At 70.7% G+C, this 25,862-nt stretch carries 25 protein-coding genes; 6 read left to right on the forward strand and 19 right to left on the reverse strand.

Going from position 1 to position 25,862, the window contains the following annotated elements:
• The first annotated feature begins 214 nt into the window (after nt 1–214).
• Entirely contained in the window at nt 215–1,192 is a 978-nt protein-coding gene (gene mbfA, locus ASF65_RS07170) for an iron exporter MbfA (RefSeq protein ID WP_055887240.1), read from the forward strand.
• Nucleotides 1,193–1,302: 110 nt separating this feature from the next.
• Here the strand turns inward: mbfA and ASF65_RS07175 are convergent, their stop codons facing one another.
• Genes ASF65_RS07175 through ASF65_RS07190 form a run of 4 tightly spaced genes read right to left on the reverse strand, consistent with a single transcriptional unit; the run spans nt 1,303 to nt 5,465 of the window.
• Nucleotides 1,303–2,541 (reverse strand): ABC transporter substrate-binding protein, encoded by a 1,239-nt coding sequence (locus tag ASF65_RS07175; protein ID WP_055887243.1) that lies wholly within the window; start codon nt 2,539–2,541, stop codon nt 1,303–1,305.
• Nucleotides 2,542–2,567: 26 nt separating this feature from the next.
• Nucleotides 2,568–3,416, reverse strand: a complete 849-nt coding sequence (locus tag ASF65_RS07180) for a carbohydrate ABC transporter permease (protein WP_055887246.1) — start codon at nt 3,414–3,416, stop codon at nt 2,568–2,570.
• A complete protein-coding gene (locus tag ASF65_RS07185) occupies nt 3,409–4,293 on the reverse strand; it encodes a sugar ABC transporter permease (RefSeq protein ID WP_055887249.1) in 885 nt (294 codons plus the stop codon). Before ASF65_RS07185 ends, ASF65_RS07180 begins: the two co-directional genes overlap by 8 nt.
• Nucleotides 4,290–5,465 (reverse strand): ABC transporter ATP-binding protein, encoded by a 1,176-nt coding sequence (locus ASF65_RS07190; protein WP_055887252.1) that lies wholly within the window; start codon nt 5,463–5,465, stop codon nt 4,290–4,292. The genes ASF65_RS07185 and ASF65_RS07190 overlap by 4 nt, the downstream gene beginning before the upstream one ends.
• Before the next feature lie 273 nt (nt 5,466–5,738).
• Between ASF65_RS07190 and ASF65_RS07195 the strand changes: the two genes are divergently transcribed.
• Nucleotides 5,739–8,003: a helicase-related protein gene (locus ASF65_RS07195; RefSeq protein ID WP_055887255.1), complete on the forward strand. Its 2,265-nt coding sequence runs from the start codon at nt 5,739–5,741 to the stop codon at nt 8,001–8,003.
• A gap of 19 nt (nt 8,004–8,022) precedes the next feature.
• On the opposite strand, the gene ASF65_RS07200 is transcribed toward ASF65_RS07195, so the two are convergent.
• Complete coding sequence (locus tag ASF65_RS07200) at nt 8,023–9,510, reverse strand: DUF2252 domain-containing protein (RefSeq protein WP_244486585.1); 1,488 nt, start codon at nt 9,508–9,510, stop codon at nt 8,023–8,025.
• A 123-nt stretch (nt 9,511–9,633) separates the two neighbouring features.
• Complete coding sequence (locus tag ASF65_RS07205; RefSeq protein ID WP_055887258.1) at nt 9,634–9,966, reverse strand: hypothetical protein; 333 nt, start codon at nt 9,964–9,966, stop codon at nt 9,634–9,636.
• A 398-nt stretch (nt 9,967–10,364) separates the two neighbouring features.
• Here ASF65_RS07205 and ASF65_RS07210 point away from each other — a divergent pair, with 398 nt between their 5' ends.
• A complete protein-coding gene (locus ASF65_RS07210) occupies nt 10,365–10,610 on the forward strand; it encodes a hypothetical protein (RefSeq protein ID WP_055887261.1) in 246 nt (81 codons plus the stop codon).
• 132 nt (nt 10,611–10,742) lie between these two features.
• Here the strand turns inward: ASF65_RS07210 and ASF65_RS21300 are convergent, their stop codons facing one another.
• The 7 genes from ASF65_RS21300 to ASF65_RS07240 form a co-directional block, all read right to left on the reverse strand.
• The gene (locus ASF65_RS21300) at nt 10,743–10,919 is read right to left on the reverse strand and encodes a hypothetical protein (protein WP_156369203.1); all 177 of its coding nucleotides are present in this window, start codon (nt 10,917–10,919) and stop codon (nt 10,743–10,745) included.
• 628 nt (nt 10,920–11,547) lie between these two features.
• Nucleotides 11,548–11,739, reverse strand: coding sequence for a helix-hairpin-helix domain-containing protein (locus ASF65_RS07215; protein WP_055887264.1), 192 nt, complete (start codon nt 11,737–11,739; stop codon nt 11,548–11,550).
• An 86-nt stretch (nt 11,740–11,825) separates the two neighbouring features.
• Nucleotides 11,826–12,644 (reverse strand): alpha/beta hydrolase, encoded by an 819-nt coding sequence (locus tag ASF65_RS07220; protein ID WP_055887267.1) that lies wholly within the window; start codon nt 12,642–12,644, stop codon nt 11,826–11,828.
• 92 nt (nt 12,645–12,736) lie between these two features.
• The gene (locus tag ASF65_RS07225) at nt 12,737–13,525 is read right to left on the reverse strand and encodes a VOC family protein (RefSeq protein WP_055887270.1); all 789 of its coding nucleotides are present in this window, start codon (nt 13,523–13,525) and stop codon (nt 12,737–12,739) included.
• Nucleotides 13,522–14,436: an SMP-30/gluconolactonase/LRE family protein gene (locus ASF65_RS07230; RefSeq protein WP_055887273.1), complete on the reverse strand. Its 915-nt coding sequence runs from the start codon at nt 14,434–14,436 to the stop codon at nt 13,522–13,524. Before ASF65_RS07230 ends, ASF65_RS07225 begins: the two co-directional genes overlap by 4 nt.
• 10 nt (nt 14,437–14,446) lie before the next feature.
• A complete protein-coding gene (locus ASF65_RS07235) occupies nt 14,447–14,893 on the reverse strand; it encodes a cupin domain-containing protein (RefSeq protein WP_055887277.1) in 447 nt (148 codons plus the stop codon).
• A complete protein-coding gene (locus ASF65_RS07240; RefSeq protein WP_055887280.1) occupies nt 14,890–15,360 on the reverse strand; it encodes a DoxX family protein in 471 nt (156 codons plus the stop codon). The genes ASF65_RS07235 and ASF65_RS07240 overlap by 4 nt, the downstream gene beginning before the upstream one ends.
• Nucleotides 15,361–15,528: 168 nt before the next feature.
• Here ASF65_RS07240 and ASF65_RS07245 point away from each other — a divergent pair, with 168 nt between their 5' ends.
• A complete protein-coding gene (locus ASF65_RS07245; RefSeq protein WP_055887282.1) occupies nt 15,529–17,124 on the forward strand; it encodes a GMC family oxidoreductase in 1,596 nt (531 codons plus the stop codon).
• Nucleotides 17,125–17,142: 18 nt separating this feature from the next.
• Here the strand turns inward: ASF65_RS07245 and ASF65_RS07250 are convergent, their stop codons facing one another.
• The gene (locus tag ASF65_RS07250) at nt 17,143–17,781 is read right to left on the reverse strand and encodes a hypothetical protein (protein WP_055887285.1); all 639 of its coding nucleotides are present in this window, start codon (nt 17,779–17,781) and stop codon (nt 17,143–17,145) included.
• A 169-nt stretch (nt 17,782–17,950) separates the two neighbouring features.
• On the opposite strand from ASF65_RS07250, the gene ASF65_RS07255 reads away from it, so the two are divergent.
• Nucleotides 17,951–18,427 (forward strand): nucleoside deaminase, encoded by a 477-nt coding sequence (locus ASF65_RS07255; protein WP_082505240.1) that lies wholly within the window; start codon nt 17,951–17,953, stop codon nt 18,425–18,427.
• A gap of 10 nt (nt 18,428–18,437) precedes the next feature.
• On the opposite strand, the gene ASF65_RS07260 is transcribed toward ASF65_RS07255, so the two are convergent.
• The gene (locus tag ASF65_RS07260) at nt 18,438–20,744 is read right to left on the reverse strand and encodes a Tex family protein (RefSeq protein ID WP_055887288.1); all 2,307 of its coding nucleotides are present in this window, start codon (nt 20,742–20,744) and stop codon (nt 18,438–18,440) included.
• A 183-nt stretch (nt 20,745–20,927) separates the two neighbouring features.
• Between ASF65_RS07260 and gstA the strand changes: the two genes are divergently transcribed.
• Entirely contained in the window at nt 20,928–21,533 is a 606-nt protein-coding gene (gene gstA / locus ASF65_RS07265) for a glutathione transferase GstA (protein ID WP_055887291.1), read from the forward strand.
• Here gstA and ASF65_RS07270 read toward each other — a convergent pair whose 3' ends face one another.
• From ASF65_RS07270 to ASF65_RS07285, 4 genes are all read right to left on the reverse strand, one after another.
• Nucleotides 21,534–22,535, reverse strand: a complete 1,002-nt coding sequence (locus tag ASF65_RS07270) for a 4-hydroxyproline epimerase (protein WP_055887294.1) — start codon at nt 22,533–22,535, stop codon at nt 21,534–21,536.
• 8 nt (nt 22,536–22,543) lie between these two features.
• Complete coding sequence (locus ASF65_RS07275) at nt 22,544–23,794, reverse strand: FAD-binding oxidoreductase (protein ID WP_055887297.1); 1,251 nt, start codon at nt 23,792–23,794, stop codon at nt 22,544–22,546.
• A 24-nt stretch (nt 23,795–23,818) separates the two neighbouring features.
• On the reverse strand, nt 23,819–24,781 hold the full coding sequence (locus tag ASF65_RS07280; RefSeq protein WP_055887299.1) for a dihydrodipicolinate synthase family protein: 963 nt from the start codon (nt 24,779–24,781) through the stop codon (nt 23,819–23,821).
• Nucleotides 24,782–24,996: 215 nt separating this feature from the next.
• A complete protein-coding gene (locus ASF65_RS07285) occupies nt 24,997–25,671 on the reverse strand; it encodes a hypothetical protein (protein WP_082505241.1) in 675 nt (224 codons plus the stop codon).
• Nucleotides 25,672–25,862: the final 191 nt, after the last annotated feature.

The following is a 25,862-nucleotide window of genomic DNA, read 5'->3' on the forward strand; positions in this document are numbered from 1 at the left end:
AGAGCCGGGACCCCGGCGGGTCCAGGCCACGCCCTCGTGGACGACGCCGCACCGCGATCCCGCCGGCGCCCTCCTCCGCCGAGCCCTGCCGCCATCCCGAGACACGACCGTTCGGCCGCCTTTCGGGCGCGTCGAGCCGTCGCCATCGATTGGCGCGACGGGCGGCGCGTGCTACATCCCCCTTGTTTAGAATAATTCCAGACTGGAAACTGCGATGCTCTGGTTCGCCGATGGCCGCAAGCGATTTGCCGATCTGTCGGAGCGCGAGATCCTGGCGCTCGCCATCTCCGCCGAAGAGGACGACGCCCGCATCTATGCGGGCTTCGCCGAACGGCTGGCGGGCGACTATCCCGAAACCGCCGCCGTGTTCCGCGCGATGGAAGCGGAGGAGGACGGCCACCGCCGCGCCCTCATCGACGAGCACGAGCGACGGTTCGGCGGCACCATCCCCCTGATCCGGCGCGAGCACGTCGCGGACTATGTCAGCCGCCGTCCGGTCTGGCTGGTGGCGCAGCTCGGGATCGAGCGCATGCGCGCCGAGGCCGACCGGATGGAGGACGCGGCCTGCCGGTTCTACGAGGAGGCGGTCAAGCGCGTCGGCGACCCCTCGACGCGGCGGCTCCTCGGCGATCTCGCCGAGGCCGAGCGCCGCCACAAGGGCAAGGCGAACGCGCTGGAGGAGGCGCACCTGACGCCGGACGCCCGCGCCGAGGAGGACAGGACGGCGCGCAAGCAGCTGATCCTGACGCTCGTCCAGCCGGGACTGGCGGGTCTGATGGACGGGTCGGTGTCGACGCTCGCACCGATCTTCGCCACGGCCTTCGCCACCGAGAATTCGCATACCACGCTTCTCGTCGGCTTGGCCGCCGCCGTCGGCGCCGGCATCTCCATGGGCTTCACCGAGGCCGCGCACGACGACGGCGTCCTGTCGGGGCGCGGCTCGCCGGTCAAGCGCGGGCTCGCGTCCGGCATCATGACGGCGGTCGGCGGGCTCGGCCATGCCCTGCCCTACCTGATCCCCGATTTCTGGACCGCCACCGCGATCGCCCTCGTCGTGGTCTTCGTCGAGCTCTGGGCGATCGTCTGGATCCAGCACCGCTTCATGGAAACGCCGATCCTGCGCGCCGCCGTCCAGATCCTCGTCGGCGGCGCGCTGGTGCTGGCGGCGGGCATCCTGATCGGCGGCGGCTGAGGGCGCCGGGCGGGCCTTTTTCCCCCTTCCCCCCAAGCCTTAGCCAAGGGAGACGCCGAGCCCGACGCCTCCCTGCCGAGGCTCGGGGTCCGGCGGCAGATATCGTCCGCCTATTTCATCATCGGCGCGATCGTGTCGGCCATGGCCGCGGACGCCGCGTCCGGCGTCATCGCGCCGTTGCCGACCGCCGTCATGTCGTCGAGCACGGCCTGGCTGATCCTGACGCCGTTCTGGCCGGGCCAGGCGAACCAGGGCAGCGCGCGGTCGATCTGCCGGGCGCTCGTCGCAAAGCTCGGGTTGGCCGCGTAGAAGGGCTTGAGCGTCTCGATCGCCTTCTCGTTGGAGGGCATGTAGCCGGTCTGCTCCACCACATAGGCCTGGCTTTCCGGGCTGGTGCCGAAGAGGAGGTAGTCGAAAGCCGCCGCGCGCCTGGCGGGATCGTCGGTCAGGATCACCGCCGCCATGCCGCCCGACGCAACGCCCCCGCCGGCCTTCAGGACCGGCATCTCGGCCGTGCTCCAGGCGAAGCGGTCGCCAATCTCGCGCGAGAAGGAGCGCACGGCCGCGGTCGAGTTGAAGTAGATGCCGAGCTTGCCGGCGAACATCTCCTGGCGTGCCGCCTTGTCGGCGATCGGCTGCTGGCCGCCCTCGTCGAAGAAGCGGCGATAGGTGCGCACCGCCTCGCGCCCGCCCTCGGTGGCGAAGGCGATTTCGCTGCCGTCCCCGCCGACCGGGGCAAGGCCGTTGGTGGCCAGGAGATTCTGCGTCATCCAGTCGTCGTCGCCGAGCGAATAGTACATGCCGGTCACGCCGCCGCCGAGCGCCTGAATCTTGCCCGCCAGCGCGATCGTCTCGTCCCAGGTCTTGGGCATCGCATCCGGGTTGCCACCGGCCTTCGTGACGAGGTCCTTGTTGTAGAACATCACCGGCGTCGAGCTCGTCCAGGGCAGGCCGTACTGCACGCCGTCGACCTGCGTCAGCTTCAGGATCGCGTCGGTGTAGCCGAGCGCGGCCATGTCGCGGCCGGCCGCCACGTCGTCGAGCGGCTTTACCATGCCGCGCGCGACGAGGTTCTGCAGGAGGTGCGAGCCGACCATGAAGACGTCGGGCGCCTCCCCCGCCATCTCCTGCCGGATCACCGAGACGAGGCCCTCGGCGTAGTCGGTGGACGGCGCCTGGAACGTGATCTTCACGTCCGGATGGGCCTCCATGTAGCGGCGCGCGATCTCGCCCTGCCACGTGGCGTGATGCGGCCACGCATGGAGGACGGTGAGGGTCGTGTCGGCCGCGACGGCGGGCGCGGCGGCCAGCGCCGCACCGAGTGCGAGGCCGAGGATCAGGGACTTCATGGCGGGCTCCTTCGCGAGGGCGGAGATCAGTTGCGGGCGCGCACGGACAGGCCGCGCACGAGATGGCGTTGGAAGAACAGGAAGCCGAGGACGAGCGGCGCGGTGACGATCACCCCGCCGGCCATCAGCGCCCCGACATTACCGGTGGTCTCGCCCGAGGCGCGGAAGGCGAGGAGCCCGAGCGGCGGGGTCATCATCTCGGTGCGGGTGACGACGACGAGCGGCCAGTAGAGGTCGTTCCAGTGCGCGATCACGCTGATCGTCGAGAAGGCCGCGACCGCAGGCCAGGCCGCCGGCAGCATCAGGCGCCAGACGATGCCAAGCTCGGAGAAGCCGTCGAGGCGGGCGGCATCCAGCACCTCGTCGGGATAGGACAGGAAGAACTGGCGGAACAGGAAGATCGCGAAGGCCGACACTGCGAAGGGCAGGACGAGCGCGGCATAGGTGTTGAGGAGGCCGGCTTCAGCGATCGCGAGATAGAGCGGGATCGCGGGGACCTGGATCGGGATCAGGAGGGAGACGACCACCGCGCCGAAGAGAAGCGGGCGGCCGCGGAACGGCAGCTTGGCGAGCGCGTAGCCGGCGGGCGCGGCGACAAGGATCTGGAGAACGAGGATCGCCCCGCAGACCACGACGCCGTTCAGCATGAAGCGCAGGAGCGGCTGGCTGGAGAAGGCCAGCGCGTAGTTGGCAAGCGCGCCCGACCAGCTCGGCGCCGGCAGGAGCGATCCGTCGTAGACCGTGCCGGGGGCGGCGAGGCTCACCGCCACCATCACCACGAAGGGCAGGAGCGTCAGCCCGGCGGCGAGCACGAGCACGAGGACCGACAGCGCCTGCCGGAGCCGCGAGGCGCCTTCGAGCCGCACCTCATCCATGTGCGCCTCCCCGGTCGAAGAGGCGCACCTGCAGGATCGAGAGCACGCCGACGAGAAGGAGGAAGACGACTGCGAGCGCGGCCGCCGCGCCGACGTCGAAGTAGCGGAAGGCCTGCTGGTAGAGCGTGTAGAGCAGCATCTCCGTCGCCCCGCTCGGGCCCCCTTGCGTCAGGACGGCGACGGTCTCGAACTCCGACATGCTGCGGATCAGCGTGATCACGGTGACGAACAGGGTGACGGGCGCCAGCGTCGGCAGGGTCACCAGCGTGAACCGGCTCCAGCCGCGGTTGGCACCGTCGAGCGCGGCCGCCTCGTAGAGCTGGCGGTCGATCGTCGCGAGCCCGGCGAGAAACAGGAGGATGTTGTAGCCGAGCATCTTCCAGACGCCGATCGCGGCGAGCGTGCCGAGCGCCGTCGAAGGGTCGGTCAGGAAGCGCACGCGCTCGAAGCCGAGCGACGACAGCGCCGTGTTGGCGATGCCGAAGGACGGGTGGAGCACCACCTCCCAGGCGGTCGCCATGGCGACCAGCGTCGCCGTCACCGGCAGGAAGAACACGGTCTGGAACAGGGGCCGCAGGCGGCCCTGCCCCTGGAGGAGCACCGCCAGCCACAGCGCGCCGCCGATCGAGACGGGCGCGACGATCGCCACGTAGAGCGCGGTGTTGACGAGGCTGTTGCGCAGCCCGGCGTCGCTGCCGAGCGCCGCGTACTGCCGCCAGCCGACGAAGGCGGCGCCCGGCATGCCGAACTGGTAGTCGGTGAAGGACAGGGCGAGCACGGCGATCGACGGCAGGATGAGGAGGGCAAGGAGCAACGCGGCGCCCGGCAGCGCGAGGAGCGCGCCGACCCGTCGCCGGTGGCGAAGATCCGCGCTCAAGCGACGGCCCTTGCCGGCGGCGTGGTCGGCTTGGGTTCGGCCTCCCCTTGCGGGAAGACGTGGACGGCGCCGGTCTGGAACTGCAGCACGCCCTCGCTGCCCGGCGGCCATTGCCCGATCGCCTCGGAGGGGATGCGCACCACGCAGGGCTCCCCGCCCCCCGTCGTGCGCACGAAGAGATGCGCCTCGACGCCGGCGTGTTCGGCGTGGTCCACCACAACGTGCAGGCCGGGCAGCCCCGGCTCGTGGCGGCGACGGATGCCGGCATGCTCGGGCCGGAAGGCGACGACGCCGTCGATCGCGGCCAGAGGCCGCCCGCCGAGGACGATGTCGCCGTGCGCCGTCCGCTCGCCGATCGCCGCACGCAGCGTCGCCGCGTCGATGACGTTGAGGTGCGGCTGCGACAGGAAGCGGGCGACGTCGAGGTCGGCGGGATGGCGGTAGAGTTCGTCCGGCGTGCCGATCTGGCGCACGCGCCCCTCGAACATGACGATGACGCGGTCGGAAATCGCCATCGCCTCGGACTGGTCGTGGGTGACGAACAGCGTCGTCGCGCCGATCCGGCGCTGCAGCGCGCGAAGGTCCGAGCGCGTGCGGTTGCGTAGCGCCGCGTCGAGATTGGCGAGCGGTTCGTCGAGAAGGAACAGCCGGGGCTCGCGGATCAGGGCGCGCCCAAGCGCGACGCGCTGGCGCTGGCCGCCCGACAGGGCCGACGGGCGGCGGTCGAGAAGGTGGGAGATGCCGAGCATTTCGGCGGTCGCCGCGACGCGCGCCGCGATCGACCGGTGCTTGTCCCGCACGCGCGGCGAGAGGAGCCGGGCGAGCGCCGGCCGCTCGACGGCGGAGAGCTCGCGCATGACGAGCGGGGCGGCGAGATTGTTGCGGCAGCTCATGTGCGGATAGAGCGCATAGGACTGGAAGACGAAGGCGACCTCGCGGTCCTTCGGCGCCAGCCCTTCGACCGAGCGGTCGCCGATCCGGATCTCGCCCCCGGCGACCGGCTCGAGGCCCGCGATGGCGCGCAGGAGGGTCGACTTGCCGCAGCCGGACGGGCCGAGGATCGAGACGAACTCGCCCGGCTCGACGTCGAAGCCCACGCCGTCGAGCGCGACCGTCGCGCCGTAGCGGCAGGTGAGATCGGTGAGGGCCAGCCGGCTGGCCGCCGCGCTCATCCGATCGCCCGCTTGCGATGTCCCGGCGCAGGGCGAAGAGGCATCGGCGGACGATCCCGGACCTTGTGCATCGTTTACGTCCCTCACGCCGTTACGCCCCGTTGTCGTCCGTTCCGACGACATCCCCGCACTGAAACTAGCGTCTGCGGGGCCGATCCCTACGGCTTGCGACGGTTGGCCACGCCGAGAGGCCGCGGCGCGGCGGCATGGACAGGCCCGGCGCTTTCGTCCACGAGGACGGGGCCGCCGATCCCGATCATGTCAGAGCCCCGCATGCAGCCTCCCGCCAGCTATCCCATCGCCATGCTGCCGGCCCTCACCGGCCGATCCCTGGCGCGCTGCCTCGCGATCGTCGAAGCGGGGCTGGTCCGCCGCATGGAGGTGCCGTTCGGCGACAAGGCGAAGGACGATGGCGGGCGCCGCAAGGCGATCCTCGTTCCGGCCGGCCGCGTCCGGTCGATCACGCACGTTCCCGACGCGGAAATCCCGCGCGAGGGCGAGGAGGACGAGGCCGATCGCATCGCGCGCCTTGCAACCGTCGAGGCCGGCGAGGTCGTGCGCGCCCGGCGCACGACCGACAGCGCGTTTGCCGCCTTCGAGGTCGAGGTACCCGTCTTCGCGGCGATCTTCCCCGTGGAGCGCGAGACGCTCCTCATGGCGTTCGCCCGCGTGCGCGCGCCGGGCGGCATCGGCCGGCGCCTCGCCGACGACGAGATCATCGGCGAGGACGAGATCGAGGCGGCGGCCGAGGCTGTCGCCGCGGAGGCGCGCGCGACGGCCGCGCGAATGCGCGAAACGCTGGAGGCGGTCGGCGCGGACTATGCGCGCCGCTTCACGGACGAGACCCGCGATCTCGGCGACCCGGCCGCGTTCCTGAAGGCGGCGACGCAGGCCGATCTCGAGCGCTTCGTCTTCGCGGCGCAGACGACCGGCGAGGACGAGGTGCGCGCGACCTGCGACCGGTGGTTCGACAAGATCGCCGCCTCGGTGCGCTCGTACCGCCGCCAGAGCCGTCGCCGCGCGAGCTTTGCCGAGGCGTCCGGCTACGACCGCTATCCCAGCCTCTTCCCGCTCGCGCGCGCGATCGGCCGCCGGCTCCTGTTCCTCGCCGGCCCGACGAACTCCGGCAAGACCTATGAGGCGATGCGGCTGGCGATCGAGGCGCCGACGGCCGAGGTCCTGTCGCCGCTGCGCCTTCTGGCCCACGAGCACCGCGAGACCTTGAGCGCCGGGGGCGTGCGCGCCGGCCTCGTCACCGGCGAGGAACGCGACACGGGCGAGGACGTCACGCACTACGCCCGCACCATCGAGACGATCGACGTCGGCCGCCGCGTCGACGTCGCGGTGATCGACGAGATCCAGATGCTGGCCGACGAGCAGCGCGGCTGGGCGTGGACGCAGGCGCTGTTCGGCGTGCCGGCCGATCTCGTGGTGATGACCGGCTCGCCCGACGCGGTGCCGATGGTGGAGCGCCTCGCCAAGGTGCTGGGGGAGCCGCTCGAGGTGCGCGTGCTCGCGCGCAAGAACGAGCTCGCGGCCTGGCCGCAGCCGATCGGTCTCCATGATCTCAGGCGCGGCGATGCGGTCGTCGCCTTCTCGCGCGCGGCGGTGCACGAGCTGCGCGAGGCGATCGTGCCGCTCGGCCTGTCGGTCGCCACCGTCTACGGCGCGCTGAGCCCGGAGGTGCGCCGCGCCGAGGCCGCGCGCTTCCGCCGCGGCGAGGCCGACGTGGTGGTCGCGACCGACGCGATCGGCATGGGCCTCAACCTTCCCGTCTCGCGCGTCTTCTTCTCGGCGCTCGACAAGTTCGACGGCACCAGGCGCCGTGCGCTCCTCCACTCCGAGATCCGCCAGATCGGCGGGCGGGCCGGCCGCTTCGGCATGTTCGAGGAGGGCTTCGTCGGCGTGATCGGCGGCGGCGCCTACGGCGTCGAGAAGATCCGCGCCGCCCTGTCGTCGCCGCCGAAGGAACTGACCGGGCGCGCCTTCGTGCGCCCCAACCGCGAGAGCGTCGCGCTGGCCGCCGAGTTCCTCGAAACCGACGCGCTCGACCAGATCCTCGCCTACCTGCGCTCGCGTCTCGTGCTCGACCATCCCGACCTCAAGATCGGCGACATGGACGAGGAGATCGAAAAGGCGCGGCGGCTGTCCGGCGTCGGCCTGCCGCTTCTCGACCGCCTCGCCTATGCCGTGGTGCCGGTGTCGCTGCGCCATCCCTGGTTCATGGACACGGTGCTCACCTGGGCCCGCGCGCATGCGGCGGGCAAGCCGGCGCCGCTGCCGCCGCTGCGCTCGGGCGATCTCCAGCGCCTCGAGGACGGCGTCAATCTCGCCACCGCCTGGCTCTGGCTCTCGCAGCGATTTCCCGAGGTCTATCGGGGCGAGGACGTGGTGCGCGAGGGTGTTGCCGGCCTCAACGCGCAGATCGAGCGCAACCTGACCAAGCTCTCCACCGGCCTCGCCGCCAAGTCGCACCCGGCCAGGGACAAGGCCCGTCGAGGCCGGAAGCCGCGCCGGGCGGATGGGGCCGGGCGCTGACGGTCGGTCGGTCGCCTCGCTAAGCGTCGAGGCCGGCAAAGCGCCCGGCCGCGACCGCCTCCACCAGAGCCTGGTGGTCGCGCGCGTTCTGGTCGGCGTAGCTCTCCGCCCATTCGTCGAGCGCCTGGTCGAAGCCGTGGTTCTCCGCCCCGCCGCAGTAGCCGGCGATGGCAGCGGCATCGCCGGTGCGCGCGTGCGCCCGCGCCAGAAGCGCGCCGTAGCCGAAGGCGAAGAACTCGAGCGAGCGCCCGCCGAGCAGCGAATGCGGGATCTCGCCCTTCATGTTCTTCATCTGGCGGACGTAGAACGGCCGATCGCCGATCGTCGTCCAGCCGAGCAGCGGGTCGCCCACCGCCTGCAGGAGGCGCTGGCCATAGACGACGCGCGCGCCGTCATGCGAGCCGTAGGGCTCGGGCAACGGCGGCACGTAAGGGGCGTGCGACGGCGTGATCGCTTCCTTGACCTGCAGGAACAGGGCGTCCTGATCGGAATTGCCGAACAGGAGGGCGAGATAGGCCCGCGTGCCGACGCTGCCGACGCCGACCACGCGGTGGACGACGTCCACGACATGGTAGCGGCTCAGCATGAAGCGGCGCTCGCGCGGCAGGGACTCGGCGTAGTGCTCGAGCCCCGAGATCACCGCCTCGCGCGTCGCCTCGCCGACGGCGGTCAGGATCGGCGGGTCGAGCCGGAAGCGCCAGCCGCCGTCGACCTGACGCTCGCCGACCTTTTCCAGGAGCGAGGCGTTGTCGCGGCGGCGCGCCTTCTCCACCGCCTTGCGCAGCGCGGCCTGCGAATCCGCGTCGATCTCGATGCCGTTGAAGTCGAGCCGGTCGGCGCGCGCGGCGCGGTGCCAGACGTCGATCGGCCCGCGCGGCGCGAGATCCAGCATCGAGCGGCGGTAGCCCTCGACGCAGCTCGTGACGATCCGCTGGCGCTCGCCGCGCCCGATGTCCTGCTGGCGCGCGACGACGTTGAGGCTCGCGACCAGCCGCTTGAGGTCCCATTCCCACGGCCCGATCGTCACCTCGTCGAAGTCGTTGAGGTCGAGAACGACGTCGCGCTGAGGCGTGCCGAAGAGGCCGAAGTTCGAGATGTGGGCGTCGCCGTTCATCACCACGTCGATGCCGCTGCGGGGCGTGCGCGAGAGGTCGAAGGCCATCACGCTGGCGGCTCCACGCAGGAAGGCGAAGGGCGATTCCGCCATGCGCGCGATGCGCAGCGGCACGAGGCGGGCCTGCCGGCCGGCGTTCGAGCGCTCCACGAGATCGACGGGATCGGGCCGCCCGTCGGCGGCGATCGCCTCGGCATGGACGGCGTGCGGCACCTCGCGGCGGAGCTGCTTGCCGGCGGCGCGGCGCCGCTCCCACGGCTCGCCCGCGGCGCGCAGGTCGATGCGGGGAAAGGCCTCCGCCGGCGCCAGCACGACGTCGGACGGGCTGTCGTCCTCCGGCACAGGGTCAAAGTCGGACGCATCCGGGCCCGGCGTCATTTGCGGCGCGCTCACGTCCATGGCTCGGCTTCCTGAGGAGACTGCACTGTTGCCGTCGAAGAGAGCGTCGTTCACGGAAATGTCAAGAAAGGGTCGCGGCCACCGATTTGAAGGCCGCGACGCCTGTCCGATCCGGTCTCAGGCGACCCGGGCGAGCGATACCTTGCGCCGGGCGATCTGGCCGGGCTCGCGGTCGAAGGCAGCCCGGTCATGGCATTGCTCGGACAGGGCGGTGCCAACGCGGCCGCCGACCTCCCAGAGCGCCTGTTCGGTACATCGCGCGGCGACCGTCAACGCGATCCGGCGAAGATGCGTGCGCGCGACGCAGTGAATGGCGAGTTGCGCCCGTTCGCGCAGCGGCATCGCGTCCGCGATCTCCGCCACGCGCTCGTCGGGCGAGCGGATCAGCAAGGCGAGGAGTTCCAGGGAAATCGGGCAGGTCGGCTCGTTCGGTCGATAGCGTCCGCTCATGGTTCGGCCTCCGCGTCATTGGGGTTCGAGAGAGGACGTAGCGCCGACGGTGCGCGAAGAACTCCTCAAATTTGGGGATCGCCGGCAAGGTTCGCTTAACCCTTGCCGGCGCGCATCTGCGATTCGCACGCCGGAGGGCGGACGCCGCGGGCTTTCGCGCAGCGACGACGGATCGGAGGCCGCCGGCCCTTTCTCTTCGCCGGCAAAGGAAAGGGAGTACGGCCCACGCGGTCGCCACCGGCCTTCGAGCGGGCGGCCAAGCCGTATCGCCGGAAGGGCTGGCCGATCCGGCCGGTGCGTCGTAACCAGCAAGGGTGGGTCTCGCCCATCGCCGGATCCCGCCCCCCGCAAGCAGGCCGGCGCGGGCGACGACGGCCGGTCCGCCAGAGGAGATACGGATGCCCGAGAAGACGTTGTTCCTCGTCCAGCAGTTCGAACGCATCGGCAAGCGGCTGGTGGCCGGGCGACAGATGGAGTTCAAGACGGCGGGGGAAGCGGCGGGACGGGCCGAACGGGACGCGACCCGCACCGTGGGGGTCGTCGCCCTGCAACAGACGATCGACACCGATACCGGCGAGGTCGTCGAGGATCCCCTGGTGCTGGCGCGCTACGGCGAGTTGCCGGCGGATTTCGGAGACGGGTGACCGCCGCGGACCAGACGCGGGGTGTCGTCACTAATGATCGAGCCCGGCGCCGAGCGCCTGCGATCCCGAGGTCGACCCGACCACGCGTGGCGATCCATCATCCTGACGGATGCGCGCATTCCATCGGGCGCTTCAGTGCCTGCGGCCGTCCTTCTCGCGCATTTGGACCACGCGATCGAGTTCGTCGAGTTTGCGCTGCAGTTCGTCGGGCAGGCGCTCCGACGGCTTGAACGGTTCGGCATGCTGCATGCTCTGGCGCACGCGCTTTTGCAGCGAGTGATCGGCCAGCAGTTTCGCCAGATCTCGCATGGGAATGCCTCTATCCGTCCGCCAAGGATATCGAGCATAGAACGCAACTCTGACCTCAACGTTGCGTCGGGCCGCTTTTAGTTTTCAACCCTGGAGTGACGGGCACCAACCCCGACGTGCGACGGCACGAGGGGGCGAAGGATCCGGACGGATGGGAAGAGACGCGCGCAGCGGCGGGAGGCGCGGCCGGACAAGAAAAAACGCCTGCCGGGGGAGGACCGGCAGGCGTCGGAGAGTACCCTTCGGCTGGGAGGAGGATGCCGTCGGGCGGATCCGCAGGAGCCCGATTGGGAGGAGAAGGCTCGTGCGAAACTCGTGAGAAGAAACTAGTCGATCGGTGTGCAGTGCGGTAGTGCATCGGCTGCATGGCTGGCCTGCGCGCCCGGCAAGGCTCGGCGCGCAAGTGAGCAGCGAGGCCATGGATGGCAGGCAGTTCGCGTGCTGATTGGGCATTTGTCGTCGGCGTGGGCAAACTGTCGTGAAGCTTGCCGATTGTCTCCCGGCCGTAATCTGCTACACCGCAACCCGTGGCTGCGTCGCGCTGGCTAGCTGCACCAGCTCGAAGCCCGTCAGCTCTGGGAGGCGCTGGCGGGCTTCCTCGTTTCCGGGGGGCCGCTGCGCCCCCTTCTCAGGGGTCCGAGACGGTGAGCGCGGCTGCGACCCCATCCGTCTTGCCGCTGAGACCCGGCACCTCGTCGAGTTGCCGCAGCGAGGTGAAGCGCCCGCGCTCCTCGCGGTATCGCACGATCTCGAAACCGTGCCCCTTGAGCGCATCGATCCCGTCGAGGTCCGCGGCCGTCGCCGTGTTGAGGTCGAGCATCGTACACCCCTTCCCGTATTGCCGGCCTGCCGGCTTGGAATGAACCGGCCGAGGCCGCCCGTCGCTGGGCAGCCCCGGCCTCGCCCTCAGCGCAGGAACGCGATCAGGTCTTCGTTGAGGCGATCGGGCACGGTGGCGAACAGGCCGTGCGGCTCGTCCTCGTATTCGATGAGGCGCGCGCCCGAGATCGCCTTGGCGGCCGCGCGGCCGGTCGGGTCGATCGGTACCGTGGCGTCGCCCGTGCCGTGGATCACGAGGGTCGGCACCGTGAAGCTCTTGAAGTCGGGGCGGAAGTCCGTCTTGCCGAAGGCGTCGACACAGCGGATCGTCGCCAGGGGGCTTGCCATCACGCCGAGCACGAAGCTCCAGTCGAGAATGCCCTGGCTGACCGGCTTCGACAGAAGGCCGACGCCGTAGAAGGTCTTGGCGAAGCTCTGGAGAAAGGCGAAGCGGTCCTTGCGGATCTGGGCCTTCATGTCCTCGAACACGTCGCCGTCGACCCCTTGCGGATTGCTGTCGTCCTTGAGGAGGTAGCCCGCGACCGAGGCGACGAGGACGGTCTTGGCGATGCGCGAGGCGCCGTGGCGCGTCAGGTAGCGCGCGATCTCGCCGCCGCCCATCGAGAAGCCGACGAGCGACACGCCGTTGAGGTCGAGCCCCTCGAGCACGGCGGCGAGATCGTCGGCGAACGTGTCGTAGTCGTAGCCGGTCGCCGGGTGGCCCGACTGGCCGAACCCACGTCGGTCGTAGGTGATGACCCGGAAGCCCGCCTCGAGGAGGGCCACGGTCTGATACTCGAACATGTCGCCGGTGAGCGGCCAGCCGTGGATCAGGACCACCGGGCGGCCCTGCCCCATGTCCTTGACGTGAATCTGGGTGCCGTCCTTCGCTTCGATATAGGCCATGCGGGATTTCCTTGAGCTGAGATGGCCGACAAACCCTCGAGCCGCCCCGCATGTTCCCGCCGCCATCCGCCGCAGCGTCGGCCGCGCGGGGGTCAGTCGGGTTTTGCAGGCCGAACGCCCTCGCCGCCGAACCAAAGTCGGTGCCCGTCGGGGTCGGCGATGACGCCCGCCTCTCGCCCGGGCGCCTCGCAGACGAGGACCGTGGCGTAGGGTGAGCCGTCGCGTGCGGGACGGGCCACCGGCGCGGGCCGCTGGTAGCAGAGGAGTTCGAGATGGGGCCGCGATCCGCCCCGGCAGGCGAGCGTGACGACCTCCACCACCGTATCGGGTCCCAGCCCGTCGAGGCGCCCCTGTTCGGCGCCCCGATTGATCTGGCGGGACGCGAGGCGAAAGCCGAGCCGCCGGTAGAAGTCGATCGACCGCTCGGCCTCCGCGACCGCGATCGCGCTGTGGTCGATCCCGAGACACGGACCTCCGCGCGCACCGGCCCAGGCATCCGGCACGCGATCGGCCGGGAACTCCAGGAACTCCAGCGGGTGCCCCTCCGGATCGCGGAACTTGAAGGCCGTCACGCCGCCCGAGGCCTCCGGCAGGCGCTCGGGGCCGGCCTTCGAGATCGGCGACCAGCCCGTCATGGCGGCAAGGCGGGCCATCGCCTCGCCCATGTCCGAGACCACGATCGCGCAGTGCTGGAAGCCGGTCTCGTTCGACAGCGGCGGCGCGCCGCCGGCCTCTGTCGCCGCGACGAGGTCCAGCCGCTGTGGACCAAGATGCAGCCCCTCGCCGTCCGCGACCGCTCCGAACGCCGTCACCCAGAATGTCCGGACCGCCGCGACGTCGCGGCAGGCAAGGCGCACCGCCAGGATCGCGGCGCCCGTCACGGCCAGCGCGCCCCGCGTCGGTTGAGGAACACCGCGTAGAGCGAGTGGCTGACGCCGATGAACAGGCGATTGAGATGCGGCGAGCCGCCGAAGCAGAGGTTCGACACGGTCGCCGGCAGGCGGATGCGCCCGAGAAGCTGGCCGTCCGGCGACAGGCAGTGCACCCCGTCGCCGGCACTCGACCATATGTTGCCGTCCTCGTCGATCGCCATGCCGTCGGTGTAGCCCGGCGAAACCTCCGCGAAGTCGCTGATGCCCTGGAGCGTCCGCCCGTCGGGCGCCACGTCGAAGACACGCAGAACCTGCGTTGGGTCGGGCTTCGTCTGGTCGCCCGTCTCGGCGACATAGAGCCGCCGCTCGTCCGGCGAGAAGGCGATGCCGTTCGGCCCGTCGAAGGCATCCGACACGAGGTCGAGCGCGCCCGTGTCCGGATCGAGACGGTAGACGCCGGGCCGGGTTTCCGACGCCTGACGCTCTCCCTCGTAGTCGTTGGAGATGCCGTAGAGGGGATCGGTGAACCAGATCGAGCCGTCGCTTTTGACGACGAGGTCGTTCGGCGAGTTGAGACGCCGCCCCTCGAACCGGTTGGCGAGCACCGAAATGCGGCCGTCGTGCTCGACGCGGCACACCGCCCGCTCGCGGTTGGAGCAGAACACGACGCGGCCTTTGCGGTCGCGCGTCTGCCCGTTGGCCTGCCCGCTCGGAAAGCGCCAGACCGACAGGCCCGCCGTCTCGCTCCACATCATCGTGCGGTCGCGCGGCAGGTCCTGGAACAGGAGGCAGTTCCAGTCGCCCATCCAGACGAGGCCCTCGATCCAGCGCAGGCCCGTCGCCAGAAGCTCGATCGGCGCGTTGCCGAGGACGTAGCGATCGAACCGCGGATCGCAGCTTTCGAACCCGATCTCGCTCATGCCGCAGCCCTCACCGGAAACGACATGGGCTCGTCTCGTCGCGCTGAGTGTCGAACTGCACCACCATCAGGACGGCGGGCTCGTCGCCCACCGTGCCCGACATGTGGCCCTTTCGCCCGTCGCGCTCGCGCGTGCCCTGGTCCTCGCCGAACGAGATCTCGCCCGGCCCCATCTCGACGCGCATCCCGTCCATCGATTCGACATACCAGCGGCCGGACAGGGGGATGATCCACTGCGGCGCGGGGTTCTCGTGCCACGCTCCCTCCCAGCCGGCGGGCTGCACGGTGACCATCACCGTCATCCCGTCGTGATGCTTCCGGCCCTGCCATTGCGGGGCGGCCGGCGGTTGCATGCTTTTGAGCTCGAACTCGGTCATCCGGCATTGCCGCTGCCGGCTGACGCCGTCCTCGTCGGTGTAGAGATGCCAGTAGGGAACGGTCGGCTTGTCCTGGCTCAAGGCTCGGCTCCGGTTGAATAGGGATGGGTGGAGGACAGGGGATCGGCGAAGAAGGCCCGGACATCGCCGGCCGTGGTGCCGAACGCGATGAGGAGGAAGCCGCCGGCGACCGCGAAGTTCTTGAGGAAGTCCCACATCGTCTCGCGGCCCTTGGAGGGACCGCGCAGGCGAAAGTCGGACGCGCGCCAGAACCGCTTGAAGAGGATCGCGGTGACGGCGCAGTAGCCCGCCAGGACGAAGGCCGCCAGGCGATCGGCGATGCCGGTGAGGACCCCGAGCGACATCACGACCTCGACCGCGAGGCCGACGAGGATGAGAGCCTTCGCCAGCGAGCGGTTGCTCGTCGCCTCGCCCGCCTGCCCGGTCGCCGCCTCGAAGTTCAGCACCTTGTCGAGCGCGCTGAACGGCAGGAACAGGAGCACCAGCGACAGGCGCGTGAGGAAGGCGACGAGGATCTCGAACGTCATGGCGGCGGTTGGCCCGGGCAGCGTCTGTCGGGAGGGGCAAGCGCGAAGACGCGCCAAGCGTTCCCGCGCCTTGCCGCGAATTCATGCGGCCGGGCGCGAAACGAGGGGAACGATCGGCCGCGAGACCCGTCTTGTGACGCGACATCACAGGGCTTTCGGAGGCGCAGCATGATCGAGGACCGCTACGACGTCGTGATCGTCGGCTCGGGGCCGGGCGGCGGCACGATGGCCTGGAAGCTCGCCCAGACCGGCAAGCGCATCCTCCTGATCGAGCGCGGCGACTACCTGAAGCGCGAGCGAGAGAACTGGGACACGCGCGAGGTCTTCGCCCGGGGGCGCTACCAGGCCGAGGAGACCTGGACCTCGTCGTCCGGCGACACGTTCCGGCCGGGCCTGCATTATTTCGTCGGCGGCAATTCCAAGGTCTATGGCGGCGTCCTCCTGCGCCTGCGCCTCGAGGACTTCGACGCCGTGCGCCATCCCGACGGCACGGCGCCGGAATGGCCGGTGAAGTACGACACGTTCGAGCCCTACTACCAGGCCGCCGAAGAGCTCTTCGAGGTGCGCGGGCAGCGGGGCGAGGACCCGACCGAGCCGCCCTCGCACAAGCCCTACAAGCACCCTGCGATCCGCCACGAGCAGCGCATCGAGGCGCTGGCGGAGGCGTGGACGCGCGAGGGCCTCAACCCCTTCCACCTACCGATGGGCGCGCTTCTCGAACAGGACGAGACCGGGGCGGCGACGCCCCGCTCGCCGCTCCTGCGCTGCGATCCGTTCGACGGCTATCCGAGCCTTACCAACGGCAAGGCCGACGCGCAGGTGATCTGCGTCGACCCGGCGCTGGAGGCGCATCCGAACCTGACGCTTCTGAAGAACGCCTGTGTGGAACGCCTGCTGACCGATGCCGGCGGCGGCACGGTCACGGGCGTCGAGTCCATCGTCGAGGGGCGCTCCCACACGATCCGCGGCGACATCGTGGTGGTCGCCTGCGGCGCCCTGTCGTCGGCGCTCCTGTTCCTGCGCTCGGGCAACGACCGCCACCCGGACGGGCTCGCCAACGGGTCGGGGCAGGTCGGGCGCAACTACATGCGCCACAACAACGCGACGGTGCTCGCGATCTCGAAGGTGCCCAACCCGACCGAGTTCCAGAAGACGCTCGGTCTCAACGACTTCTACCACGCCCACGCCAAGTCGCCGATGAACCCACACGAGTTCCCGCTCGGCCACATCCAGATGGTGGGCAAGTCGGACGGCATGCAGATCGAGGCGGAAGGGCTGCCCGGCTTCCTGCACTGGCTGCCCGAGAAGCCGTTCGACTGGATCGCCCGGCACTCGATCGACTTCTGGCTGACCTCCGAGGATCTCCCGCGACCGGAAAACCGCATCTTCTACCGCAACGGGCAGGTGCATCTCGATCTCACCGAAACCAACATGGACGGACACCGAGCGCTGCGCGAAATGCTGCGCCGGATCTGCGACAAGGCCGAGATCCACCCGCACCTCGTCGACCGCACGCTGTATCTCGGCAAGGACACCCCGATCGGCGGCACGGCGCATCAGGCGGGCACGCTGCGCTTCGGCGAGGACCCGGCATCGAGCGTCCTCGATCTCGACTGTCGCGCGCACGGGATCGACAATCTCTATGTCACGGACGCGAGCTTCTTTCCCTCGATCGGCGCGGTGAACCCGACGCTGACGATCATCGCCAACGCGCTGCGCGTCGCCGACACGATCGCCGGGCGCCTCGGCGCACCGGCGGGCTGAGCGAACGGGCGCCCGCCGTCAGCGCAGGAAGCCTTCGGCGTCGAACGCGTCCCACTCGCGAAGGCGCGGCTTCGGGTCGCGGCTGCGCGAAGCCTTCGCCGCCTTCGCCGGCTTCGGCTCGACCTTCCCGCCGCGCGTGAGCGCCGCCTTGCCGGCGGCGCGCGAGCGCTTCTCCCGCAGGGCTTCCGCGTCCTCGATCCGCCAGACGGCCGGGAGATCGCGGTCGAGCACATCCTCGATCTGGCGGGGGTCGAAGACGTGGAAGGTCACGGCCTTGGCGCGGCCGCGCAGCTTCACGGTGCGCGTGCCCGCGCTCTGCAGCCGTCCGTCCTTCAGCCATTTCAGCCGCTCGCGCGGCAGGATGGTAAGGATGTCGTCGACCTCGCGCGGCAGGACGGCAAGCGCGTCGACGCCGGCGAGAACCGTCTCGACGACCCGCGACGCCGCCTCCAGCCGCTCCTCCTGACCCGCCTCGAAGCGCAGGACGATCCGTCCGTCCTCGACGGCGAGATGCTTGCGATCGGTAAACGCGAGGCGGGCGCGCAGCTCGCGCTCGATCCCTTGCGCGCGCACCCGCGAGCCGAGCGCGGCCGCCACAGGAAACGGCCACTCGGCCGTGAGATCCTTCGAGGTTTCGCTGTCGCGCGTCGCTGTCATCCGCCCGCAACGCGGCAGGACGCGGTTTCTTTCCCGCGCGCGCGAGTTCCGAGATCATGGAGCCGGCCGGCCCTCTTGACCAATCGCCGCCGCGGCCAAGCTCCTGTCCGACCTGACGGGGGCGAACCCATGCCTCCCGCAGCCGACCACCATGGCGGGGAGTGACACCATGATCGACGCGACCGACCGCGCGCATCTCGAACGCTGCGTCGCGCTCGCGGCCGAAGCGCTGGAGGCGGGCCACGAGCCCTTCGGCTCGATCCTCGTCGGCGCGGACGGCACGACGCGTCTGGAAGCGAAGAACGAGGTCGGCGGTGGCGACGCCACGCAGCACCCCGAGTTCGCCATCGCGCGCTGGGCGGCCGCGAACCTCTCACCGGCCGAGCGCCGGGCGGCCACGGTCTACACGTCTGGCGAGCACTGCCCGATGTGCTCGGCCGCCCATGCCTGGGTCGGGCTCGGGCGGATCGTCTACGCCTCCTCGGCCGCGCAGCTGACGGCGTGGCAGGGCGATCTCGGGCTGGCCCCCTCCCCGGTGCGCCCGCTCGCCATCAACGAGGTCGCCCCCGGCGTGCCCGTCGACGGACCGGACGCGGACCTCGCCGAGGCCGTGCGCGCGCTTCACGCGCGCACGGCCCGGCGCTGAGGCGCCGACGCTACTTGCGCTTGAACGCCGCCGACAGGGCCGCACCGAACGCGCCCTGCGAGGCCGCGGGCGCCTTGGCGGCGGCAGGCTTTTCCGGCGCGCGCGCGGCCGGGCGCTCGCCGCCCTTGCGCTCCGCCGCATCGGGCATCTCGCGGCGCATCGTCAGCGAGATCCGCTTGCGCTTCACGTCGACCTCGACGACGCGCACCTGCACCACCTGCCCCGCCTTCACGACCTCAGCCGGGTCCTTCACGAAGCGGTCGGCGAGCTGCGAGACGTGGACGAGCCCGTCCTGGTGGACGCCGATGTCGACAAAGGCGCCGAAGGCCGCGACGTTGGTGACGGTGCCTTCGAGGCTCATGCCGGGTTGCAAGTCGGTGATGGCGTTGACGCCCTCCGCGAAGGCCGCCGTGCGGAAGGCCGGGCGCGGGTCGCGGCCGGGCTTTTCCAGTTCCGCGATGATGTCCTTCACCGTCGGCAGGCCGAAGCCGTCGCCGACGAATTTTTGAGGGTCGAGTGACTTCAAGGCCGCCGGATCGCGCATCACGGCCGGCACGTCCTTGCCCACCGCCGCCACGATCCGGCGTGCCACCGGATAGGCCTCCGGGTGGACGGCCGAGGCGTCGAGCGGCTCGGTGCCGCCCGAGATGCGCAGGAAGCCGGCGCACTGCTCGAAGGCCTTCGGCCCGAGGCGCGGCACGTCGAGGAGCTTGCGGCGCGTCTTGAACGGCCCCTCGGCATCGCGATGGGCGACGATCGCCTCGGCGAGCGATGGCCCGAGGCCGGCGACGCGCGACAGGAGCGCGGCGGAGGCCATGTTGAGATCGACGCCGACCGCGTTCACGGCGTCCTCGACGACGGCATCCAGCGCCCTGGACAGGCGGCCCTGGTCGACGTCGTGCTGATACTGGCCGACGCCGATCGCCTTGGGGTCCACCTTGATGAGTTCGGACAGGGGGTCCTGCAGCCGCCGCGCGATCGACACCGCGCCGCGGATCGAGACGTCGACGCCCGGCATCTCCTTCGACGCGAGCTCGGAGGCCGAGTAAACCGACGCCCCGGCCTCGCTCACCACCGCCTTCACCGGCTTTCGGCCCGGCAGCGCCTTGATCACCTCGGCGGCGAGCGCCTCGGTCTCGCGGCTCGCCGTGCCGTTGCCGATGGCGACGAGTTCGACATCGTGGCGCCCGATCAGTTGCGCGAGCTTGGCCATCGCGCCGGCCACGTCGTTCTTCGGCTGGAACGGATAGACCGTCGCCTGGTCGACGAGGCGTCCCGTCGCGTCCACCACCGCGACCTTGACGCCCGTGCGCACGCCGGGGTCGAGCCCCATCGTCGCCTTCGCCCCGGCGGGCGCGGCAAGCAGCAGGTCCTTGAGGTTGCGCGAGAAGACGCGGATCGCCTCGCCGTCCGCCCCTTCCTTGAGGGTGCCCATCATCTCGGTGGTGAGGCCGGGCTTCAGCTTCTGCCGCCAGGCCCAGCGCGCGACGCCCATCAGCCAGGCGTCGGCGGGCGAGCTGGCTCCGGGCTTCACGTTGGAATGCCGCGCGACCATGGCCTCGACCGGCTTCACGCTCGCCGGATCGTCGGCATCCACCTCGACGTCGAGCGTGACGACGCCCTCCTTCTCGGCCCGCAGGAGCGCCAGCACGCGGTGGCTCGGCGCCGTCGCCCACTTCTCGGCGTGGTCGAAGTAGTCGGAGAACTTGGCGCCCGCCTCCTCCTTGCCCGGCACCACACGGGCGCGAAGCTCAGCCTTCGCCACGAGGTGGCGGCGGATCTCGCCGACAAGGGCGGGATTTTCCGCCATGCCTTCGGCGACGATGTCGCGCGCGCCCTCGAGCGCCGCCTTCGCGTCCGGCACGTCGGCGTTGAGAAAACCGGCGGCGAGCGCTGCCGGATCGACGCTCCGGTCCGCGAGGATGCGCTCGGCCAGTGGTCCGAGACCGCGCTCGCGGGCGGCATCGGCGCGGTTGCGGCGCTTCGGGCGGAAGGGGAGATAGAGATCCTCGAGCGCGACGCGCGTCGCCGCGCCCCGGATCGCCCGCTCGATCTCGCCCGTCAGCTTGCCCTGCTCGCGCACCGATTTCAGGACTGCCGCGCGTCGCGCCTCGAGCTCCCTCAGGTAGGCGAGCCGCGTTTCCAGGGTGCGCAACTGCACGTCGTCGAGCCCGCCCGTCGCCTCCTTGCGGTAGCGCGCGATGAAGGGCACCGTCGCGCCGCCGTCGAGAAGCGCGACCGCCGCGGCGACCTGGGGGCCGCGCGCCTCGATCTCCCCGGCGATCACGGTCTCGATGGTGCTCTGCGTGTTGCTCATGTCGGTCGTCCTCGCGCGGGGCCTGTTCCGGGGCGCTGATAGCATCCCCGCCTTCGCATCTCACCTGCCCGACGATGGCGGCGCCTTCGCGGCGTGAACGCTGCGTCCTGTCCGGGGGCGGCTGCGTCGGGCACGCGTTCATGGCATGAGGGGAGGCGTTTCCCGCTGGAGGTTTTGGAACCGATGAAGCTCTTCTACAAGGCCGGCGCCTGCTCGCTCGCCCCCCACATCGTCGCCCGCGAGGCGGACCTGCCGGTCGAGCTGGTGCCGGTCGATCTCGCGAAGAAGACGATGGAGGACGGCGCGGACTTTCTGTCCGTCAACCCCAACGGCTACGTGCCGGCGCTCGACATCGGCGACGGACCGGTCCTGACCGAGGCCTCCGTGGTGGTCCAGTATCTCGCCGACCGGAAGCCCGAAAGCGGCCTGATGCCGGCGGCCGGCTCGACGGCGCGCTACCGCGTGCAGCAGTGGCTGGCCTTCGTCTCGACCGAGCTGCACAAGCAGTTCAGCCCGCTGTTCAAGCCGAACACCCCGGACGCCACCAAGGCGATCCAGCGCGACCTCCTCGCCAAACGCTTCGCCTTCGTCGACAAGGCGCTGGCGAACGGGACGTACCTGACCGGCGAGACCTTCACGGCAGCCGACGCCTATCTCTTCACGGTCCTGCGCTGGGCGGGCGCCATGAAGCTCGACCTGTCGGCCTTCCCCAACATCGCCCGCTTCATGGACGCGGTGAAGGCCCGTCCGGCGGTGCAGACCGCGCTTCGCGAAGAGGGCCTCGCCTGATCACACCACGACGAAGCCGTGGGCGAAGGGGTCGCGGTCGTCGATGAAGATCGTGTTGATGCCGGTCTGGCGCGCCCAGCCGGCGATCGACGGGACGATCGCGGGGCGGCCGCCGACGCTGGCTGCCGCCTCCACCCGGCCCCGGAACAGGGAGCCGATGATGCTCTCGTGGATGAAGTCGTCGCCCACCTTGAGCTTGCCCTTGGCGGCGAGCTGCGCCATGCGCGCCGAGGTGCCGGTGCCGCAGGGGGAGCGGTCGATCGCCTTGTCGCCGTAGAACACGGCGTTGCGCGCGTGCGCCTCCTCGTGGCGCGGCGCGCCGGTCCACAGGATGTGGCTGAGACCGCGGATCGCCGGGTGCTCGGGATGGACGAACTCGTACTTCTCGTTGAGAGCCTTGCGCAGCTTCGGCGAGAAGCCGACGAGCTCGCCGGCGGTGAAGTCCGCCATGTCGCGGAACACCGTCTGCGGCTCGACGATGGCGTAGAAGTTACCGCCGTAGGCAACGTCCACCACCACCTCGCCGAGGCCCTCGACCTCGGCCGTGAGGCCCTCCGAATGGAGGAAGCCCGGCACGTTGCGCAGGCGCACCTCCTCGACGAAGCGTCCCTCCTGCCGGTAGGTGACGTCCACCCGGCCGGCCGGCGTGTCGACCGAAAGCCGGCCCGCCTCGCGCGGGGTCACCAACCCGTTCTCGATTGCCATGGTTACGGTGCCGATGAGGCCATGGCCGCACATCGGAAGGCACCCGCTTGTCTCGATGAAGAGGACGCCGACGTCGCAGTCCTCACGGGTCGGCGGATAGAGGATCGAGCCCGACATCATGTCGTGGCCGCGCGGCTCGAACATCAGGCCGGTGCGGATCCAGTCGTACTCGGCCAGAAAATGCGCGCGCCTCTCCAGCATGGTCGCGCCCTGCAACAACGGCCCGCCGCCGGAAACGAGGCGGACCGGATTGCCGCAGGTGTGCCCGTCGAGGCAGGAGAAGGTGCGCGATGCCATGGAACGCCTCAAGCGAAACGCTGGGGGGAGAAGGGTGCGAGATCGACCGGCGGGGCCCGGCCGGTCAGGAGGTCGGCGACGATCCGGGCGGTGCCGGCCGACTGGGTGAGGCCGAGATGACCGTGGCCGAAGGCGTGGACGATGCGCCGGCTGCCGCGCGAGAAGCCGATGGCGGGAAGCGAGTCGGGCAGCGACGGGCGAAAGCCCATCCACTGCCGGCCGCCGTCGGTCTTCAGCCCCGGCAGGAAGCTCTTCGCCTTGGCCAGCATGGCGTCCGACCGCTTGAAGTTCGGCTTCAGATGCAGGCCGCCGAGTTCCACCGCGCCGCCGACGCGGATGCCGGTGGAGAGCCGCGTCACCACGAAGCCATGGCCGCCGAAGGTAACCTGCGTGCGCAGGTCGAACGCGTCGCCCGGCAGCGTCGTGTTGTAGCCGCGCTCGGTCTCGAGCGGCACGCGCTCGCCGACCGTGGCGGCGATCTTGTGCGAGAAGGCGCCGGCCGCCACGACGACATCGGCGGCGCGCCGGGGCCCGCCGCTCGTGTCGAGCGTCACCCCGGCGGCGTCCGGCAGGAGGGCGCGGACATCAGCCGTCTCGATCGTCCCGCCGTTCTCGCGGAAGCGTTCGGCGAGCGCCAGGACGTAGAGCTTCGGGTCGGCGATCGAGAACCAGCCGGGCGTGAAGGTGCCGCGCACGAAGCGATTTGCCAGACCCGGCTGCACCTCGGCCATCTCGGCCGCGCTCATGTGGCGGAACTCGATGCCGTGGCGCTCGCGCGCGTCCCAGCCGGGCAAGGAGGCCCGCCACTCCTCTTCGCTCTCGAAGACCTCGAGATTGCCCTCCCGGCGCAGCATCGGCAGCGTGCCGGTGGCCTTGAGGAAGGGCTCGAGCTCGGCCTTGGAGAGGTCCATGAGGGCGGTCTGCGCGGCGGTCGCCGCCTCGACGCGGCCCGGCGAGCAGGCCTGCGCGACGCGCAGCATCCAGGGTGCGATGCGAAGCGCGTAGGGGAGCGGCACGGAGAGCGGCCCGAGCGGGTCGAGCAGCCAGCGCGGCGCCTTTCGCATCAGGCCGGGCGAGGCGAGCGGCAGGATGTCGGTGAAGGCGAAGGCGCCGGCATTGCCGGCGGACGCCCCCGCCGCCGGCCCCTCGCGGTCGACGACCGCGACCCGACGGCCCCGCGCCTGAAGCGCTAGCGCCGCCGAGAGGCCGACGACGCCGGCCCCGATCACGATGATATCCGGCTGCACTGCCTCGTTCATGGCCGAGCTATGCCCTCGCAGCCGTCAGGCCGCAAGGCGCGGCGCGTGGGACGCGGTCTTCGACCAGCTCGCATACCAGGCGTCGAAGAGCGTCAGCTGCGCCTCCGCGAAGCCGCGCTGCGAATCCGACAGGACGTCGGTCTCGTTGAACTGCAGCGCGAACTCGCCATGCCCCTTCAGCACCATCAGGTGCTTGAAGTAGAGGACGAGGTCCGGCCCCTCGTCGAACGAGGAGAGGACGGCGAGCGCGCCTTCGAGTTCGAGCGCCTGCCGGCGCGCGTCGGCGTCGCCCTTGGCGGCGGCCTGGGCGAGCGCGCACAGATGCAGCACCTCGCGCGGCAGCACGTTGCCGATGCCGGTGATGGCGCCCGTCGCGCCGCAGCTGACGAAACCGTGGACCACCGCGGTGTCGACGCCGACCATCAGCGTCACGCCGTCGTCGCGGCTGGTGATGTGCTCGGCGGCGTAGCGCAGATCGTCCGGTCCACCGAACTCCTTGAAGCCGACGAGGTTCGGGTGCTCGGCGCGCAGGGCGAAGAAGAGGTCGGCCTTGGTGGCGTAGCCGTAGTACGGGCTGTTGTAGATGACCGCCGGCAGCTCGGGCGCAGCCGAGAGAACGGCCTTGAAATGCGCCTTCTGGGCGGCGGGCACCGTGCCGCGCGACAGGACACGCGGGATCACCATCAGGCCCTTGGCGCCGACCTTCGCGGCATGGGCGGCATGCGCGACGGCCGAGGCCGTGTTGACGGCGCCGGTGCCGACGATCACCGGCACGCCGGCCTTCACCAAGCGCTCGACGCCTTCCATGCGCTGCGCGTCGGTGAGGAGCGGCCAGTCGCCCATGGAGCCGCAGTAGACGACCGCCGACATGCCCGCGGCGATCATGCGCTGGCCCGAGGCTACCAGCGCGTCGAAGTCTGGCGTGCGGTCGGGCTTGCACGGCGTCATGAGAGCGGGGATCACGCCGGAGAAGACGGACGAAGACATCGCAGGGCTCCTGAAGGTTCGGGCCGGCGCGACGGCTCGATCGCGCCTCATGCCCCCCTCGTAGCATCTTGTATTTTATTTGTCGACAGGTTTCCGGCGAGATCGGGGAAGGTCGTCGAACTCGTGCCTCCCGTCATCTTCGCCGGCGAGGATGGCGGCGATACGGCGCCCGATGCCCTTGGGCGATCGACGCGTGCGGCAGCGCGCCAGCCGCCTCAATCCCGCGTCCACAGCGTTTCAAGTTCGTCGCCGCCCCGCATCCGCACCACGCGCCGCGTGTGGGCGGCCATGTCCGGCACGCCGGGCGTGACGGCGAGTTCCACGACGCGCTCGCCGCGCGCCCGTTTCCGGCGCCAGGCGGCATAGGGATAGTCTGCGATCGGAGAAAAGGTCGAGCGCCCGCGCGGCACGGCGTGGCGCTGGGCAAAGCCCGAATTGATCGCCGAGAGCCGGATGCGCCCGCGATGGGCGGCGACGAGCGAGGCCGTGTCCGCCTCGATCACGTCGTGCGCCGCCTCGCGATAGGAACCGGCGTTCAGCATCCGCAGGAGGCGGCTCCGGGTCAGCGAGAAGAAGGCGTGCGCGTTGAGGATCGCGTACCAGTCCGCCGGTGACAGCCCGTCCTCGAGGCAGGCGAGGAGGCTCCGGTCGCTCATCGGCTTCTGGTCGCGGATCACGGCCCGCCCGAGCCGGGCATGGCGGATCTCGACCGAGGCCGGCCGCCGCGCCTCCAGCGCCCGGCGCGCGTCGCCCGTGACCTCGAAGAGGTCGAGCAGCGCCGTGGTGCCCCAGAGCCCGTGCTGCCGGATCGAGGGCCAGGAACCGGCGGCTGCCATGTGGTAGAGGACCGGGCAGTCCCGGATCAGTTCGGACAGTTCGTCCTCGCTCAATCGCCCCTCCCCTCGCTCGCACGGGCGGAAGATGGGCGGCAGCGGCGCGGCCCGGCAGGCGGCGCGATGTCGCGCCGCCCCCGTCTTCAGGCGAAGAGCTGCCAGCGCTTGGGGATCACGGTGATCGGCGTGCCGGCCTCGCTCGGGGCGTGGGCGGGCAGTTCGACCTCGATCCGGCGCGCGTGCTGGTC

The sequence above is a fragment of the Aureimonas sp. Leaf324 genome (assembly GCF_001423245.1).
Classification (GTDB): Bacteria; Pseudomonadota; Alphaproteobacteria; order Rhizobiales; family Rhizobiaceae; genus Aureimonas.